Annotated in this window: 13 protein-coding genes; 11 read left to right on the top strand and 2 right to left on the bottom strand. The window is 37.4% G+C overall.

Translation table 11 applies throughout. From position 1 onward, the window contains the following. The first annotated feature begins 589 nt into the window (after positions 1-589). The 3 genes from HNR32_RS12425 to rpoN all read left to right on the top strand — a co-directional run bounded on the left by HNR32_RS12425 (position 590) and on the right by rpoN (position 4000). On the top strand, positions 590-1249 hold the full coding sequence (locus HNR32_RS12425) for a hypothetical protein (protein ID WP_183863159.1): 660 nt from the start codon (positions 590-592) through the stop codon (positions 1247-1249). An 83-nt stretch (positions 1250-1332) separates the two neighbouring features. Continuing rightward, the gene (locus HNR32_RS12420) at positions 1333-2604 is read left to right on the top strand and encodes a hexokinase family protein (RefSeq protein WP_183863157.1); all 1272 of its coding nucleotides are present in this window, start codon (positions 1333-1335) and stop codon (positions 2602-2604) included. Positions 2605-2641: 37 nt separating this feature from the next. Then, positions 2642-4000: an RNA polymerase factor sigma-54 gene (rpoN, locus tag HNR32_RS12415; protein ID WP_183863155.1), complete on the top strand. Its 1359-nt coding sequence runs from the start codon at positions 2642-2644 to the stop codon at positions 3998-4000. A 67-nt stretch (positions 4001-4067) separates the two neighbouring features. Here rpoN and HNR32_RS14550 read toward each other — a convergent pair whose 3' ends face one another. Then, entirely contained in the window at positions 4068-4577 is a 510-nt protein-coding gene (locus tag HNR32_RS14550) for a methyl-accepting chemotaxis protein (RefSeq protein ID WP_231038164.1), read from the bottom strand. 591 nt (positions 4578-5168) lie between these two features. Here HNR32_RS14550 and HNR32_RS12405 point away from each other — a divergent pair. The 8 genes from HNR32_RS12405 to pheT all read left to right on the top strand — a co-directional run bounded on the left by HNR32_RS12405 (position 5169) and on the right by pheT (position 16532). Further along, positions 5169-6434: an NAD(P)/FAD-dependent oxidoreductase gene (locus HNR32_RS12405; RefSeq protein WP_183863151.1), complete on the top strand. Its 1266-nt coding sequence runs from the start codon at positions 5169-5171 to the stop codon at positions 6432-6434. A gap of 118 nt (positions 6435-6552) precedes the next feature. Further along, on the top strand, positions 6553-7794 hold the full coding sequence (locus HNR32_RS12400; RefSeq protein WP_183863149.1) for an SGNH/GDSL hydrolase family protein: 1242 nt from the start codon (positions 6553-6555) through the stop codon (positions 7792-7794). Positions 7795-7809: 15 nt separating this feature from the next. Then, positions 7810-7977, top strand: a complete 168-nt coding sequence (locus HNR32_RS12395) for a hypothetical protein (protein WP_183863147.1) — start codon at positions 7810-7812, stop codon at positions 7975-7977. 308 nt (positions 7978-8285) lie between these two features. Continuing rightward, complete coding sequence (gene glyQ, locus HNR32_RS12390) at positions 8286-9164, top strand: glycine--tRNA ligase subunit alpha (protein ID WP_183863161.1); 879 nt, start codon at positions 8286-8288, stop codon at positions 9162-9164. Then, positions 9164-11209: a glycine--tRNA ligase subunit beta gene (glyS, locus tag HNR32_RS12385; protein ID WP_183863145.1), complete on the top strand. Its 2046-nt coding sequence runs from the start codon at positions 9164-9166 to the stop codon at positions 11207-11209. Before glyQ ends, glyS begins: the two co-directional genes overlap by 1 nt. A 75-nt stretch (positions 11210-11284) precedes the next feature. Continuing rightward, complete coding sequence (locus tag HNR32_RS12380; RefSeq protein WP_183863143.1) at positions 11285-12673, top strand: amino acid permease; 1389 nt, start codon at positions 11285-11287, stop codon at positions 12671-12673. A 381-nt stretch (positions 12674-13054) separates the two neighbouring features. Beyond that, positions 13055-14080, top strand: a complete 1026-nt coding sequence (gene pheS / locus HNR32_RS12375; RefSeq protein WP_183863160.1) for a phenylalanine--tRNA ligase subunit alpha — start codon at positions 13055-13057, stop codon at positions 14078-14080. 19 nt (positions 14081-14099) lie between these two features. Then, positions 14100-16532, top strand: a complete 2433-nt coding sequence (gene pheT / locus HNR32_RS12370; RefSeq protein WP_183863141.1) for a phenylalanine--tRNA ligase subunit beta — start codon at positions 14100-14102, stop codon at positions 16530-16532. A gap of 44 nt (positions 16533-16576) precedes the next feature. Here the strand turns inward: pheT and HNR32_RS12365 are convergent, their stop codons facing one another. Beyond that, on the bottom strand, positions 16577-17404 hold the full coding sequence (locus HNR32_RS12365; RefSeq protein ID WP_311636949.1) for a LacI family DNA-binding transcriptional regulator: 828 nt from the start codon (positions 17402-17404) through the stop codon (positions 16577-16579). Between the last annotated feature and the right edge of the window lie 191 nt (positions 17405-17595).

Raw genomic sequence — 17595 nt, 5'->3', positions numbered from 1 at the left:
TACGGGGATAGCCTGTGGAGATAATGTAAGACGTGTTTTTTGCGCAACTATCTATGAAGCAGGAACCCCGCGACTTTAGTCGTGGGAGGTTCAGAATTACAATTTCTATATAAAAATTTTCAGCAGTATATTATTCATAGCTGCTTTAAGCATTCTTGGTATATTATATTTTATTGCTCAAAAAATACTAACCCTATTTACTGCGCTTATTATTTCTCTGCAGCAATTACAGCAAAAAAATTTTATCAGCTTATCGAAAAAAGATTATTCCCCAAATTTCCATGAAGGCAATATAATTTTAAATCTTATTGGAGCTATAACTAGTGATTTCAGAATCTTTTTTTATAATACTGAACAATTTATCGAACAAAATACCCTTATAATAACTGCCCTGGAAACTTTAATTCATAACTGTAATATTGCCAATAAGAGCATTGCTTCTACTAATGAAGAAAATAATGCTGTTAATGAAAAAATACTTGCACAAATAATAGATATAAAAAACACCCATTCTAATATTAAACAAAAGCTTATATATAGTGTTAATGATGCTGAAAATGCAGCCCAATATACGCAAAAAATAAACACTTTGGCCCTTAACACTAAAAAAACTCTTCATATATCAATTAATAATATCCTTGATACAATTGCCAAAAATAAAATTTCCCTGCAAAAATATGACTATCCCAAGCTTACTACGCTCGCTGTCAAAATAAACCAGTGTATCACTCAACTCAATTTGCATGTACTCAATATTGCTATTGATATAAATTGCCATAATAACGCCAAAATATCCCTTACACTTATTGATGAAATCTTAAATATTTCTCAGCAGGTTAAAGATATTTCCAGTAAAATCTCATCTGTAACACAGCAATCTACACTTATGATGGCAAAAACAGCTGATAAGAATTCAGCTATTTTAAACTTTCTTGATACTATAGTCATTGATGATTATAAAAATTTAATTGCACTATCGGATAAATACATGAAAAATACTGACTACTTGAATAATTTTTCTTCACAAAATAATATTATTACTATGCAAATTGTAGATTCAATTGAACTAAATAAAGAAATTATAACTGCACTCAATGAATTAAGCAATCAGACCAATACCAATAATAAATACATTACAACAAAATCTCTTAATATTAATGCCTCGCTGCATGATATCAGTATGCAGTTAAACAATTATCAGCAAGTATCTAAACAACTGCAGAAAAAGCTAAATGAACTGCAATATTAATTTGTTATTCTTGGCTCAGTTTGTTAAAATATAAATAAAGATTTTTCACAACCTTCACAATAAATTTTTAAGGAAGTATTATTATGTATGCAAATATATTAACTGATATCAGCAAAGATTTTAACCTTACCCCAGACAATCTAAAAGAAATCGCTTCTTGTGCCCGCTATGAAATTGAACAAAGCCTCTCTAATAACCCAACCTCTTTAAAAATGCTAAAATCATATATTGGATTACCTTCCGGCCTAGAAACTGGTGAATATTTAGCACTTGATTTTGGTGGCACAAACCTTAGAGTCGTGTTATTGGAACTTTTAGGCAATGGAGAATATAAAATAATAAAAAAAGTTGCTAAACCTTTAAAGTTTCCAGGACTATATGATTTTATCAGTGCTGATTCTACCGCAGCTGAATTATTCGACTTTATTGCCGCTACTATTGATGAAGCAATTGCTGGTAATCACGATAAAAAATATTATTTAGGCCATACCTTTTCTTTTCCCTCCAGCCAAACTAATATCTATAATGCTAAGCTGATAACCTGGACAAAAGAATTTGCCACAATAGGCGTTGAGGGTCAAATTGTCAATGACTTACTAAAAGAAGCCCTGCAAAGGCAAGGCTTTAGTAATGTTGAACCAATTGCCGTTATCAATGATACCGTTGCTGTATTGCTTGCAGCTGCCTATAAATCAGCTGATACCTATATCGGCTCAATTTATGCTACAGGTCATAATACCTGCTATTTTGAAAGCAATTTTAATGATGATACAAAACCAATGATAATAAACTTGGAAATAGGCGGCTTTTCCAAGCTAGCCATCAATAAATATGATGCTATGCTTGACGAAAATTCTGAACTACCCGGTCAACAGCGTTTAGAAAAAATGGTTTCAGGGCGCTATATTGGTGAATTATTCGCCTATTGCCTGCAGCAAGGTTTGAAATTAAAAACTTTACCGCAATTTACCAGTATTGATTTATCCAATATTATTAATGATACTTCTGCCGAACTTACTGCTATACAAGAATTACTAAAAAACACATTAAACCTTACACTTGCCATTGAAGATTTAAATGCGGTGCAAAATCTAGCCGCAGCTATTGTCAGTCGTTCTGCCCGTATTGTTGCTGCAACTTACTGCGGTATATTATGGCATATCTTTCCTAACGCCATTCCTAAACATAATATTGTAATCGATGGTTCAGTTTTTGAAAAAATGCCAACTGTTAATAGGAATATGCACGAATCCCTACAGCAAATCCTGACTGATGAGTCTGATAAAATCAGCCTCACTTTAGAAAATGGCGGTTCCATATTGGGTGCAGCTTTAGCTGCTGCTATGAGTAAATAACAGTACATATATTGCATTTAATTATGAGGTTACTTATATGAAACAAGATCTATCACTGCAGCTAGGACAAAAATTAATTATGACCCCTAAAATGCAGCAAGCAGTAAAAATTCTGCAAATGTCCTCACAGGAACTACATAAAACAATTGAAGAAGAATATAATGAAAATCCAACTTTGGAATTTACTGACATATCAGCAGAAGAACCTGTATCAACTGATAAAGTTGCCGCTGATGATATTAACAATCTTGCTGAATTTCTCAATAATTCTTCTAATCGAACTTCCAGTTCTTTCAACAAGGAAAGTTTTGATTTTAAAACAATTCCTGCCCCAACCCAAAACCTTGCTGATATGCTGCATGAACAGGCACTATTGACCTTTACTGCTAATCAGCAGCATATTGCTGATTATATAATTGACTGTATTGACGAGCGTGGTTATTTAATTATGTCCTTAGAAGATATCCAAGCTGCTATCCATGTCGATATAAATATTCTTAATAATATTTTAGAACGCATTCAAACTTTTGAACCACTTGGCATTGGAGCACGCAATCTTTCAGAATGTCTACGGATACAGGCTTGCTATTACGGTTTTTACCATGGTATAAGTGCTGCTATCATTGATAAATATATTGAGCTCATTGGTAAAAACTCGCTAAAAAAAATTGCAGAAAAAGAAAATGTTTCTATTATCGAAGTGCAAGATGCTGTAAATAAAATAAAACAGCTTAATCCCAAACCTGGCTGTGCTTATGGCAACGAAATACCTCAGCACATAATTCCTGACGTAACTGTACAAAAAGTTGATGATACATATATTGTTCTTGTCAATCAATATACTGTCCCCAGCCTGCACATAAGTGATTTATATCGCAATACTCATAATATGGATGAACAGACAAAAAGTTACGTTGAAAAACGCGTCAATTCTGCTATCTGGCTTATTAATAGCATCGAACAGCGTCGGCAGACATTATATAATGTCTGCGAGCAGATAGTACAACAGCAAAAAGCTTTTTTTGATAATGGTTTTGATTCACTGGCACCACTGACAATGAGTACAATTGCTGATACATTAAATATTCATGAATCAACTGTTAGTCGTGCCATTGCCAATAAATATATGGAAACACCCCATGGCATCATCAGTATAAGAAAGTTTTTTTCAGCTAATGTAACTTCTACCTCGACCGGTGAGGAACTTATTTCCCGACAAATAAAAACTGTAATAAAAGAGCTTATCTTAGGGGAAAATCCTGTAAAACCGTTAAGTGACCAAAAATTATGCAATTTATTAAAAGAGCGTGATATAAATATATCGCGCCGTACAGTTATGAAATATCGTGAACAGCTTGGCTACCAATCATCAGCTAATCGCAAACAATATTCATAAAAAAATGCTGTATAAAACCCAATGGGTTTTATACAGCATTTTTATTCATTATAATCCGTTCAAAATATTATTTATAATTTTCTACAAATGAATTCAGATGATCTGCCGCCTTAGTTATATGAGCTAAAGTTGCCGTTATTTCTTCAGTAGACGCAGCCTGTTCTTCACTTATCGCCCCAACTGTTTCGATTGATTTAAAAATCTCTTCTACAGCCTTACTCATTTCTTCCAATATAGAATGAATCTGCTCCGTAGCATTTTTAGACTGGTCTGCTAGCTTACGAACTTCTTCAGCAACCACAGCAAAACCACGACCATGCTCACCTGCCCTTGCTGCTTCAATAGCGGCATTTAAACCGAGTAAATTAGTCTGCTGCGCTATATTATTTATAAATTCAATAACCTTAACGGTTTCTTTGCTTTTTTCTCTAAGGTTAGTTGCCTGTGATAATGAACTTTGACCTGATTTTGCCAGTTCACTGGCACTATTAGCTACCTGCTCTATAGAGTTATAGGCTACCGTTGTAGAATCAACTACATCCTTAACAGACTTAACTAAATCAACATTGCTTTCCATATCAATGCCTGTACTTATAGTACCGATTACTTCATTATTTAAACCATAAATTGGTGTAATTATAGCTTTAATCGGTACACCATAAACAGTTGCATCAGCATCCTGTGATACAGTTTTATTTTCCCTGATACATTCATTAATTGTTGGTGTATTAGGCTTACCAGCATGAAGATCAATCTCAAAACGTTTGCCTTTTTCATAACCTATATATTCTTTTAAATCGGTTAACCCCATAACTAAATCTTCACGCACGACATTTTTGATATATGGCATAACTACTTTAAAGGCATTTAAAATATCTTCATTTGTTTTTATATTATCTGGATAGTTCATTTTCTAGCATCCCCCTTTATTTCATCTTATTGTAAGAAAATTATTTTAATTTGATTGTATGATATTCCCTACTAAATGTCAATATATATAGAATAAAGCTACAATTAAAAAACTTTTAATGTTATTTTTTTCACAATAAGTATTGTTATTTTATTCACAATCATATATAATGACATTGTTACAAAAAGTACATACTCAATATATACTTCAAGATCAAACTAAATTTTATTCATTAGATTTATTCTAGGAGTGGTAAACATGTCAGAAAAAAAACCTCATATAGTAATTATCGGCGCTGGTTTTGGAGGAATCAAAGCTGCTAAATTACTAGCCAACGAAAATGTAGATGTTACATTAATCGATCGCAATAATTATCATCTATTTCAGCCATTATTATACCAAGTCTCTACTTCCATACTGGCAATTGATGAAATTGCGTACCCAACAAGAGCCTTTTTTCGCAAACATAATAATGTTCGTTTTATGCTTGCCCATGTCCAAGGCTTTGATGCTGTTAATAAAGAAGTCATCACCCCATATAAACGTGTAAAATACGATTATCTTATTTTGGCGGCAGGCTCTACGACTAATTATTTCGGCATGAATAATCTGGCATACTCCACTTATGGTATGAAAACTTTACGTGAAGCTATCCATATCCGCAATCATGTCCTGCACATGTTTGAACGAGCTGAACGCGAAAGTGATCCAGAAGTACGCAAAAGAATGTTAACCTTTGTCTGTGTCGGCGGCGGTCCTACCGGTGTTGAAGAAGCAGGCTCATTATCAGAACTTGTATACCATGTAATGAAAGACGAGTACCATGGCCTTAATATTAAGGAAGATGTTTCTATTGTTCTTATTGAAGCAACTGATAAAGTATTGCCAATGATGCCGCCTGATTTACGTGATGAAACAGTACGCGTACTGCGCTCGAAAAAAGTAGATGTTCGCCTCAACACTCAAGTTGTTGACTGCGATGAAAATACACTTACATTAAAAGATGGTACAACTATTGCCACTAATACTGTTATTTGGGCCGCTGGCGTAAAAGCTGTGCCGGTCATCAGTAAATTTGGTGCTGAAGTTGACCGTGCTGGTCGTGTCATTGTTGATAAAACCCTACAGGTTCCAAATTATCCTGGCGTCTTTGCCATTGGTGACTGCGCTCATTTGGAACAGGATGGGCGTCCACTAGCCACCATTGCCCCAGTAGCAACTCAAGGTGCTGTTGTCTGCGTAAAAAATATTAAAAATTTAATTAACGGACAAGGTACTATGGAAGAGTTCACTTATCATGATGTCGGCAGCATGGCTACAATTGGTCGTGGTGAAGCAGTCATGTCCAAGGGCAGCTGGAAAATGAAAGGTTTCTTCGCTTGGTGCGCCTGGATGGTTGTTCATCTAATGCGTTTGGCCGGAACCCATACCAATGTGACTGTTGCTATGAAATGGACTTGGAATTTATTATCAGGTATTCGTCTTGGTCGTATCATTACCAATATTCCTGATAATCGTGAATAATATAATGACTCTCGGAACATCAAATCAGCTGATTTGATGTTCCTTTTTTTATCAACGCTTTCCAGTATAATATGATATAATTATCTTTACTTAATAACCTAAAGGATGTGTATTTTTATTGCGTAATATTATATTATTAATCTGCTCACTGCTAATTATTCTACCATGTTCAACTGTTTTTGCCGCCCAGACTAACACCCTTTATAGTAATCCGTCACACCAACAAAAAATCAGTCTAATATGGCAGCCAATTGCTGGTGCTGTTAAATATGAAGTAAATATTGTTGATAAAAATAAAACTATTATTGCTCACTTTGATTCTATCTTTGCCGCCGGTTATGAATTTGACAGCAGCAATATCAAGAATATTGATAATTTATTTTGGCAAATGCGCGGTCTTGATATAAATAATGATCCTGTAAACAGTTTTAGTGTACCGCAACTATTAGCGCAGGAACAACATAATAATATACGCCCCATTACCACAACTGAATTTAATAAAATGAATTATACACCAATCTATCCAGTTTATTCCTGGATTCCTTATCTAAAAGCAGCAAAATATAATATCCGCGTTTATCGTGATGATAATCATTCTTTCATCTATGATAAATTAGTAAATTCCTATAATATAACTGATAATACTTTTGACTTTTATGACAGTGCTGCTTATACTATTCCCGGTAAATATTATTGGATGATACAAGCTCTCGATAAAAACAATCAACCGATAAGCCGCTGGTCCCTGCCCAGTTATTTTTCTGTCACTGCTAAAAATATTAAAGTTGCTGCTCTTGGTGACAGCAGAACCCATGGCGGCGGAGCTATCAGCACCCCTCCCGGTTATAAAATCTATGACTGGGAATCTTACAGCCAAGTACCTGTTCTAAATATTGGCTATAGTGGTGATACAACTGCAGCCATGCTTAACCGCTTTAATCATGATGTTTTGCCATTTAAGCCACGTATTCTCATCATTATGGGCGGTATTAATGATATTCGTGCCGGCATTAAAGCCAGTGAATCAATTAAAAATCTTACTGCTATTTATAATTTATGCCAAAAAAACAATATTATTCCTATACTCGTATCGGTCAGTCCAATTAATCCCACTAAGATGAAAAATATTAATCTAACTCCTGTCAGTGACTGGCAGGAACAATTACGTATATTAAATAAATGGATTATATCCCATAAAAATTCTATCGATATCGCTCCATTATTAACCGATGGCAATGGGCTTTTACCGGAAAACATGACAACTGATGGGCTGCATCAGGATAAAGCCGGCAAAAAAATAATTGGTGAAACCATAAGCGATTATCTACAAAAAAATTACATTGACATTTTAGCTAAATAGAAAGGATTAATATACATGTCTGATAGTACCCAGTTAGAAAATACGCAAAAAGCCCTTACAGCGATTGACAAAGTCTGCTCCCATTGCCCATTATGCAGCCCCGATTGTCCTGTAGCTGTTGCCAAACGGGCAATGGAATCACTATACTATGATTTGCAAACTCTCTGTGAAGAACAAAAATAAGTATAAACCTTACTTTTCTATTTTTGCTAATTGACAATATGTTTTCAATCTGCTAGACTAGAAATATTCAGTAATGATCGGTATTATCTGACTCCCCCTAAAGCGAGGCGTGACGGTGAAAGGCGCTATTTGAGTCAGTGGCAGACCAGGAGCTGACAATTTAATATTTTAAAGCGGGCATATCTTGCCAATCAGGGTGGAACCGCGGATTTCTGTATAATCCGTCCCTGTGATATTTCTATATCACAGGGACGTTTTTTTATTTTCACAAAAATTTTATCACCCACTTCAAGGAGGTTTTTCTTTTGATGACTTTTCAGGAAATTATCCTGACATTGCAAAAATTTTGGTCTGATAAAGGCTGTATTTTAGCTCAGGCTTACGATGTAGAAAAAGGTGCCGGCACCATGAACCCGTCAACTTTTCTGCGTGTTTTAGGACCTGAACCATGGCATGTTGCCTATGTTGAACCATCACGCCGCCCAGCTGACGGCCGTTATGGTGAAAATCCTAACCGTCTGTTTCAGCATCACCAATTTCAGGTTATTATGAAACCATCACCTGATAATATACAGGAATTATATTTAGAAAGCTTAAAACAGCTCAATATCAATCCAGAAGACCATGATATTCGTTTCGTGGAAGATAACTGGGAGTCACCAACACTTGGCGCCTGGGGACTTGGCTGGGAAGTATGGCTTGATGGTATGGAAATTACCCAGTTCACTTATTTCCAGCAAGTCGGCAGTGTCGATGTTAAACCTGTCACCTCAGAAATAACCTACGGTCTGGAACGTTTAGCCATGTATATTCAAGGCAAAGAAAATGTCTTTGATATTGTATGGTCAGGTAATTATACCTATGGCGATGTTTTCAAACAAAATGAATTTGAACAATCCACTTATAACTTCGAATTAGCCGATACTGATTTATTGTTTGAGCTGTTTGATAAATATGAAAAAGAAGCCGTTCGCGTCGTAAAACAAGGTTTTGTTCATCCTGCTTATGACTATGTTTTAAAATGCTCACATACCTTTAATTTACTCGATGCTCGTGGTGCTATCAGCGTATCTGAACGTACTGCTTTTATCAGCCGTGTAAGAAATCTGGCTCGTCTATGTGCCAAAGCTTACTTACAGCAGCGTGAAGATTTAGGTTATCCTATGTTACATCGAGGTGAAAAATAATGAGCAAAGATTTATTATTAGAAATAGGTACAGAAGAAGTTCCTGCCCACTTTATGCCGGCAATCTTAGAACAATTAAATAAAAAGGCTCAAAGCATATTTACTGATCTGCATATTGAATTTTCTGCAACAAAAACATTGGGTACACCACGCCGTATTGCCCTCTTGGTAAAAAACTTAGCAGAAAAACAAGCCGATATCTCTACCGAATATAAAGGACCAGCAGTCAATATTGCTTATGATAGTAATAATGAGCCAACCAAAGCTGCTATTGGTTTTGCCCGCGGCAAAAAAATAAATGTTGAAGATCTTACTGTCAAAGACGGCTATATCTATGCTGTTGTCCATGAAAAAGGCCAAAACACAAGTTCTTTATTGGCAAAAATTCTGCCACAGTTAATTGAAGAACTTAATTTTCCCAAGAATATGCGCTGGGGCAATCTTGATTTTCGCTTTGTTCGTCCCCTTCGCTGGATAGTTGCACTTTATGATGCTGAAATTATTGACTTTACTATTGCCAATGTAAAATCCGGCAATAAAACCCGTGGTCACCGCTTCTTAAGCGATGGTGAACATGTAATTGCCAATGCTTCCGTATATGAAGAAAGCCTGGAAAAACTTTTCATAATTGTTGACCAAAATAAACGCCGCAGCATCATTGAACAGCAAATTAATGAACTGGCTGCCAAACATAATGGTCATGCCCAAATAACCGAGGAATTACTGGAAGAAGTCATTTATCTTGTAGAATACCCTACGGCTCTTTGCGGCAGTTTTGAAGATAAATATCTGCAATTGCCTAAAGAAGCTGTTATTACCCCAATGCGCGAACATCAGCGTTACTTCCCCGTCCTTGATGACGCCGGCAAATTGATGCCATTATTCATCACCGTCCGCAATGGTGGCCAGAAATCGCTTGAAATCGTCCAGCATGGTAATGAACGCGTTTTACGTGCTCGTTTAGCCGATGCCCAATTCTTCTTTGATGAAGACCGCAAAAAATCACTTGCTGATTATTTAGAAAAACTAAAAACCGTTGTTTTCCAAGAAGGTTTAGGCAGTATTTACGACAAAGCCCTGCGTCTTGAAAAACTGGCTGCATTCCTTGGTGATTCTTTCCAACTTGATCAGCAGGAAATAACCGCTGCCAAAAGAGCTGCTCTTTTAGCCAAAGCTGATCTTGTTACCGGCATGGTTTGTGAATTCACCGAATTACAGGGCATTATGGGCCGCGAATACGCTCTGCTTGATGGAGAAACTCCAGCTGTTGCCACCGCTATTGATGAGCATTATATGCCACGCTCAGCTACTGATAATATGCCTTCTACCATAGCGGGTAAAGTAGTCAGCCTGGCTGATAAAATTGATAATATTACAGCTACCTTCAGCCGTGGTCTTATTCCAACCGGCTCACAGGATCCTTTTGCTCTGCGCCGTCAGGCTTTAGGAATTGTAAATACCCTGATTGAATCAAAGCTCAATCTTTCCCTATCAGCATTTATTGCTAAAGCAATGGAGTTATTAAATGTTCCTGCGGATAAACAAGCTGAGCTACAAACAAGCATCATGGACTTTATGCGTCTGCGCGTAAATAATATTTTAGCCGATGCTGCTATTCGCTATGATATTGTCGATGCGGTTACTAATGATATCGATAATGTTTACTCCGTTTACAAAAAAGCCTTAATTGTTGCTGATAAACTTACCAGTACTGATTTGACCACTACTATCCAGTCCTTTGTCCGTGTCAGCAATATCTCTAAAGAAAATATATTATCTGTTGATGAAGCCTTGTTTATTGAAACTGAAGAAAAAGATTTATATGCTGCCTATAGTGGTATTAGTAAAAACATTACAACTATGAATGATAATTATGCGCTAATTTTAACCGAACTGATAAAATTAGCTGTTCCTATTGATAAATTCTTCGATAAAGTAATGGTTATGGATAAAGATGAAAAAATAAAAAATAACCGTTTGGCTCTACTAAAAAATATTGATAACAGCATTAAGCAAATTGCTGATTTTACTAAAATTGTTCTTTGATAAAATGTAATAAAAACAATCACACTTGGCTTTATAGTCAGGTGTGATTGTTATATTGTATGAATGAGGAATCATATGGAAGAAAAAACTTTACAACGAAATCTAAAAGCCCGGCATATAGAAATGATTGCCCTGGGTGGTACAATTGGTGTCGGTTTATTTATGGGCTCTGCCAGTACTATCGAAACAGCTGGCCCATCAGTTTTATTATGTTATGGTCTGGCTGGTTTGGTAATATTTTTCATTATGCGAATAATGGGTGAAATGCTGTATCTTGAACCGGTAACAGGTTCTTTTGCCTCATATGGCTATAAATACATCCATCCATTTGCCGGCTACCTAACTGCATGGTGTTATTGGTTTTTATGGGTAGCTGTAGGTCTTTCCGAAATAACAGCTATTGGTATTTATGTAAAATATTGGTTTCCCTTTATTCCCCAATGGATATCGGCTTTTGCCGGTATGCTTATCATTGCCTTTGCCAATATGGCTGCGGTAAAATACTACGGTGAATTTGAATTTTGGTTCTCACTTATAAAAATCAGTACAATTGTTGTTATGATAATTGTCGGTTTAGGTGTTATCTTATTTGGCTTCGGCTATGGCGGTCATTCTCTTGGCTTTAGCAATCTTTGGAGCCATGACGGCTTTTTCCCGCATGGATTAACGGGTATGCTTACAGCACTTTGCATTGTCACAGCCTCCTTTCAGGGCATTGAATTAATCGGCATAACGGCCGGTGAAGCTCAGCATCCTAAGGAAACTCTGCGCAAAGCAATAAAAAATATCATTTGGCGTATATTGATATTTTATATTGGTGCTATTTTTATCGTAATAACTATTTATCCCTGGAATGAACTTGGTATGCTGGGCAGCCCCTTTGTAACGATTTTTTCTAAAATTGGTATAACTGCTGCTGCCGGTATAATAAATTTTGTTGTACTAACAGCTGCACTTTCCGGTTGCAACAGCGGTATTTATAGTGCTGGTCGCATGCTCTATACCCTTGCTCAAAATGGACAAGCGCCAAAATGCCTTGGGAAATTATCAAAATCCAGTATTCCGCAAAATGCCATTGTCTTTACTGTTGGCTTATTGATAATTGGTGTTATCCTCAATTATCTTGTTCCCAATTCCAAGTTATTTTTATACATTTATAGCGCCAGTGTTTTCCCCGGTATGATTGCCTGGTTTGTTCTGGCCTTAGCCCAAAAAAATTTCCGGTTGGCTCATGGCCGTGCTGTCATGGATAACCATCCGTTTAAATCACCGCTTTATCCTTACAGTAACTATTTTTGCATAATTTTTCTGCTTTTAGTTATCGCTGGCATGTGGATAAATCCCGATACAAGAATGTCCTTAATCGTCGGCTGGATATTCTGCGCTATATTGACCGTTTGCTATCTTGTCTGGGATACGAAAAAGAAAACTGTATATTCTGTTGACAGTAAAGAACAACAATAATTGTTTTCTGTGCCGTTTTATGCTATAATTATTTCCGCATATCTGTGTTATTACAGCTGTGCGGAAATTTTTTATATAATTGACTATGATAAAGACAGTATACGTAATTCTGCCTTATATTTGGTAGAGAATAAGTCTCGGCTTATTTTATTTCGCTCAGAGAGCACCTTTTTTGCTGGAAGTGGTGCCGAAATTATACGTAGAAATTCACTTTGGAGTCTTATGGTGAAGTTCCCCTGGGGAATGGTAGTCATAACGCAGGCGGCGTTATCGCATTTTGAGTATCAATTAGGGTGGTACCGCGGACTTTTACCTTCGCCCCTTTCACAGGGACGGAGTTTTTTTTATTTAATAATAAAAATTCATCAGGAGGACTTAATTTTGGAACAGCAATTATCCCAAATCAAATCAGAAGCTATGGCTGCCATAAAAGCTGCCGAAAACCTAACTGTTCTCAACGAACAGCGTGTAAAATATCTTGGTAAAAAAGGCTCTCTCACCGCAATACTCCGCGGTATGGGGAAATTACCCGCCGAAGACCGTCCCCGTGTTGGTCAGCTGGTTAACGACGTGCGTAAAGAATTGGAAACAGTATTAGACGAACAACAGTCTGCTTTAAAGGAAGCTGAGCTTACTAATCGTCTGGCCAGTGAAAAAATTGATGTTACTTTACCGGGGCGCCGCCAGGAAATCGGTCATCTGCATCCTTTAACTTTAACCTTAAATAAATTAAAAACAATCTTTAAAAGCATGGGCTATTCCATCGCTGAAGGTCCGCAAATCGAAACTGATTATTTTAATTTTGAAGCGCTTAACCTGCCTAAAGACCATCCGGCACGCGATATGCAGGATTCATTTTATATAACCGAAGACATCCTTATGCGAACCCAGACTTCACCGGTTCAGGCCCGCACTATGCAGTCGCATGAACCCAACAGCCCGATTCGCATTATTGCTCCGGGACGCGTTTATCGCCGCGATGACTATGATGCTACCCATTCACCAATGTTTACCCAGGTTGAAGGGCTGTGCATTGATAAAGACATACGTTTTTCCGACTTAAAAGGAACACTTACAACTGCTATGCGCCAAGTATTCGGCAAAGATTTGGAACTGCGTTTTCGCCCTAGTTTCTTTCCTTTTACCGAACCTAGTGCTGAAGTTGATATAAGCTGTGTTATGTGCCATGGCAAAGGCTGCCGTGTATGTAAAGGAACCGGCTGGCTTGAAGTACTGGGGGCTGGTATGGTTCATCCACGTGTCTTGGAAATGAGCGGTTATGATCCTAAACAGGTGAGCGGCTTTGCTTTCGGTATGGGCGTAGAACGTATTGCCATGCTTTCCTATGGCATTGAAGATTTACGCTTATTCTTTGATAATGATTTACGCTTTTTAAAACAATTTTAATTGCAAAGGAGTAACTTTTATGCAAGTATCTATAAAATGGCTCAAAGATTATATCGATTTTAACGAAACAGCAGAAAAACTTGCTGATATGCTGACCATGGCCGGCGTTCCCGTAGAAAATGTCATTGATCCCGGTGAAGGTCTTGATAAAGTAATTACCGGTCGAATCGAAAAAATAGAACCACATCAAGATTCCGACCATTTACAAATATGTACCATGAATGTCGGTAATTCTGAAAATATAATAATCGTGACCGGTGCGCAAAACGTTGCTGAAGGACAAATAGTTCCAGTAGCAATGGTTGGCGCCCATCTGCCTAATGGCATGAAAATATCCAAGGGAAAATTACGCGGCGTAATGTCTTACGGCATGCTGTGTTCCGCTCAGGAATTAAAACTCGATCTGGAAACTCTACCCGAAAACCAAAAAACCGGCATATTTATTCTGCCAGCTGATACAACTGTTGGTATAAATGTTAAAGATCATTTAGGCCTAAATGACAAAGTACTGGAATTTGAATTAACTGCTAATCGTTCCGACTGTTTTAGTGTTTTCGGTCTTGTGCGTGAAATAGCTGCCCTGACCGGCAATAAAATAAAATGGCCAAATATTGCCGTAAAAGAAGATGAACCAACTAAAATTTCTGACTGTTTTTCCGCTGAAATTAAAGACCACGATTTATGCTCACGTTTTTCGACCCGTATGCTTAAAAATGTAAAAATTGGTCCATCACCGGAATGGATGCAGCAGCGTCTTGACGGAGCCGGTATCCGACCAATAAATAATGTTGTTGATGTTACCAACTTCGTTATGATTGAACTTGGCCAACCTATGCATGCTTATGATTATGATGAAATTTCCGGTCAAAAATTAACTGCCCGCCGCGCTGTCGAAGGTGAATTACTACATACACTTGATGATACTTCCCGCAAGGCAAAAAAGGATATGCTCGTTATCGCTGATAGTGAAAAAGCTGCTGGTCTTGCCGGTATCATGGGCGGTTTTGAAACTGAAATCTCCGAAAAAACAACCACTGTCATTTTAGAATCAGCTAAATTCTATGGTCCAAGTATTCGCCGTACTGCCCGTGCCTGCGGCCTGTCCTCAGAAGCTTCTGGGCGCTTTGAACGTGGTACTGACAGTGAAAATACACTTAGAGCACTTGACCGTGCTGCTCAATTATTACAGGAAATGGGTGCTTGCAATGTCTGCACTGGCATTGTTGATGTTTATCCGCAGCCACAGCAATCCATAACAGTAAACTTTACGCCTGAACAAATAAATCAACATTTAGGCACTGCTATCCCTAAGCAGACAATGATTGATATTCTTAATAAGTTAGAAATCAAAACCACTGATAACGGTGCTGACATCACAGCTTATATTCCTTCCTGGCGCAATGACATCAGCTGCATGCAGGATATATCTGAAGAAATTTCCCGCATCTATGGTTTTGATAATATTGCTGCTACTTTGCCGTCAGGTGCTGCTCTGCAGGGCAGCCAGTCTGAACAGCAAACTTTTATTGATAAAGTAAAAGACCTTATGTGCAGCATGGGCCTGTATGAAACCGTATCCTTCGCTTTTACGCATCCATCCATGTTTGATAAATTAAATGTTCCAGCCGAACATCATATCCGTCAGGCTGTACCTATAATGAATCCCTTAACCGATGATTATCCATTGGTACGTACCTGTCTTTTGACCTCAGTAATGGAAAATCTTGCACGCAATTTTGCCCATAAAAATAATGATGTTAAAATATTTGAAGTAGCTTCCGTATTCCAGCCAGTAAACCTGCCTGTAACCGAACTGCCTGTGGAAAAAACAAAATTAGCCGGCGCTCTTACCGGCCGCAGAAATCAACTTGGCTGGAATCAATCCAACGATAATCTTGATTTCTTTGATGCAAAAGGCATCATTGAAGAATTACTGGAAAAGTTGGCTATCACCCGTTATACTGTAGAAGCTGGCGAACATTTTGCCATGCATCCCGGTAAAACTGCTGTATTTAAAAAAGGCCGCGATATTATTTTTCAGGTTGGCGAACTGCATCCTTCAGCTGCCGTTGCTTTTGGCATCACCAAGCCTGTTTACATTTTCAGTGCTGATATTGAAACGCTTATTAAATATCAGGCTAAAGCTGTAAAAAGTAAATCCCTGCCTAAATATCCGGCCGTCAGCCGCGACTTGGCTGTTATTGTCGACAGCACTGTTGATGCCGGTCTTATTCAAAAAACTATCACAAAATCTGCTGGTCAATACCTTGTAAATCTTGATTTATTCGATGTTTATGAAGGTAAGCAGATTGAAGACGGCAAAAAAAGCATGGCTTTTTCCTTAATGTTCCAAGCTAATGAAAAAACACTTACTGATGAAGAAATTGATATACATTTTTCTAAAATAACAGCTGAACTGGAAAAATCCTGTAATGCTGTTTTACGTTCCTAATATATTCCACTAAAAAACCCCGCCAATGGCGGGGTTTTTACTTTTCACTTAACATTTTTGGTGGAATCTCTTATTATCAATGTATTATCCAAAATTATTTCATCATTAGCCACATTATTGGATTCAATCTTTTCCAATAACAATGCCGCCGCTGACTGCCCCAACAGGGACATATTCTGATCGATTGTCGTAAGCTTAGGCTCCATATAGCGACTGATAGCGATATTATCAAAACCAACAATGGAAATATCATCAGGAACCTTCATTTTTAGACGATGGCAGCCATTTATTGCTCCTACCGCCATCAAATCATTACAGGCAAAGATGGCTGTAATTTTCCTTCCGCTCTGTACAGCCATAATGACTTTATCCATAGTGTTATCAACCGTCTTTTCTACATTACCCTCACCAATATTAAGCACATACGGCTTATTATCATATTCCTGCATCATCTGACAATAAACTTCTTCTTTTATTTCATAGGAATCACTGCTCATACCGCGGATGAATAAAATATCACGATGACCCAGCGATAATAAATGGTTCAATGCTTTCCGTGTTCCTTCAGCTTCATTATTGGACACATATGATATTCCCGGTCTTTTTACATAGCTGTTGATAAACACCAATGGAACTCGTTCAGCAATTTGGTCATAAAATGACGCTTCCACAGCATAGGTATTTGGTGAAATATTTATAATGCCGCAGACATTACGTGATAAAAGTTCCTGCATACATTTTTTTTCTTTTATTGGATCATCTTTAGCACAGGTAACTAGTATGGAATAATTATAATGCTTAATATATTCCTCTATACCATCAAAAACTTCGGCAAAAAACATATTAAATAAACTGGGGACAACTACACCAATAGTAGTAGACTGTCGCGTATTAAGCTCACGTGCCTGAATATTTTGGACATAATGAAGCTCCTGAACCTCCCACGACTAAAGTCGCGGGGTTCCTGCTTCACAGATAGTTGCGCAAAATTCACGTCTTACATTATCTCCACAGGCTATCCCCGTAGTTCCTACGGTTCTTATATATGTTATTACACTGCTGT

The organism is Pectinatus brassicae, assembly GCF_014201835.1.
GTDB classification, from domain to species: domain Bacteria; phylum Bacillota; class Negativicutes; order Selenomonadales; family Selenomonadaceae; genus Pectinatus; species Pectinatus brassicae.
This window is presented reverse-complemented; position numbering and strand designations above follow the sequence as displayed.

Excerpts from the sequence above, each read along its gene's own strand:
- HNR32_RS12420 (WP_183863157.1), top strand. The coding sequence starts at position 1,333 with ATGTATGCAAATATATTAACTGATATCAGCAAAGATTTTAACCTTACC.
- rpoN (WP_183863155.1), top strand. The coding sequence starts at position 2,642 with ATGAAACAAGATCTATCACTGCAGCTAGGACAAAAATTAATTATGACC.
- HNR32_RS14550 (WP_231038164.1), bottom strand. The coding sequence starts at position 4,577 with ATGGAAAGCAATGTTGATTTAGTTAAGTCTGTTAAGGATGTAGTTGAT.
- HNR32_RS12405 (WP_183863151.1), top strand. The coding sequence starts at position 5,169 with ATGTCAGAAAAAAAACCTCATATAGTAATTATCGGCGCTGGTTTTGGA.
- HNR32_RS12395 (WP_183863147.1), top strand. The coding sequence starts at position 7,810 with ATGTCTGATAGTACCCAGTTAGAAAATACGCAAAAAGCCCTTACAGCG.
- glyQ (WP_183863161.1), top strand. The coding sequence starts at position 8,286 with ATGACTTTTCAGGAAATTATCCTGACATTGCAAAAATTTTGGTCTGAT.
- glyS (WP_183863145.1), top strand. The coding sequence starts at position 9,164 with ATGAGCAAAGATTTATTATTAGAAATAGGTACAGAAGAAGTTCCTGCC.
- HNR32_RS12380 (WP_183863143.1), top strand. The coding sequence starts at position 11,285 with ATGGAAGAAAAAACTTTACAACGAAATCTAAAAGCCCGGCATATAGAA.
- pheT (WP_183863141.1), top strand. The coding sequence starts at position 14,100 with ATGCAAGTATCTATAAAATGGCTCAAAGATTATATCGATTTTAACGAA.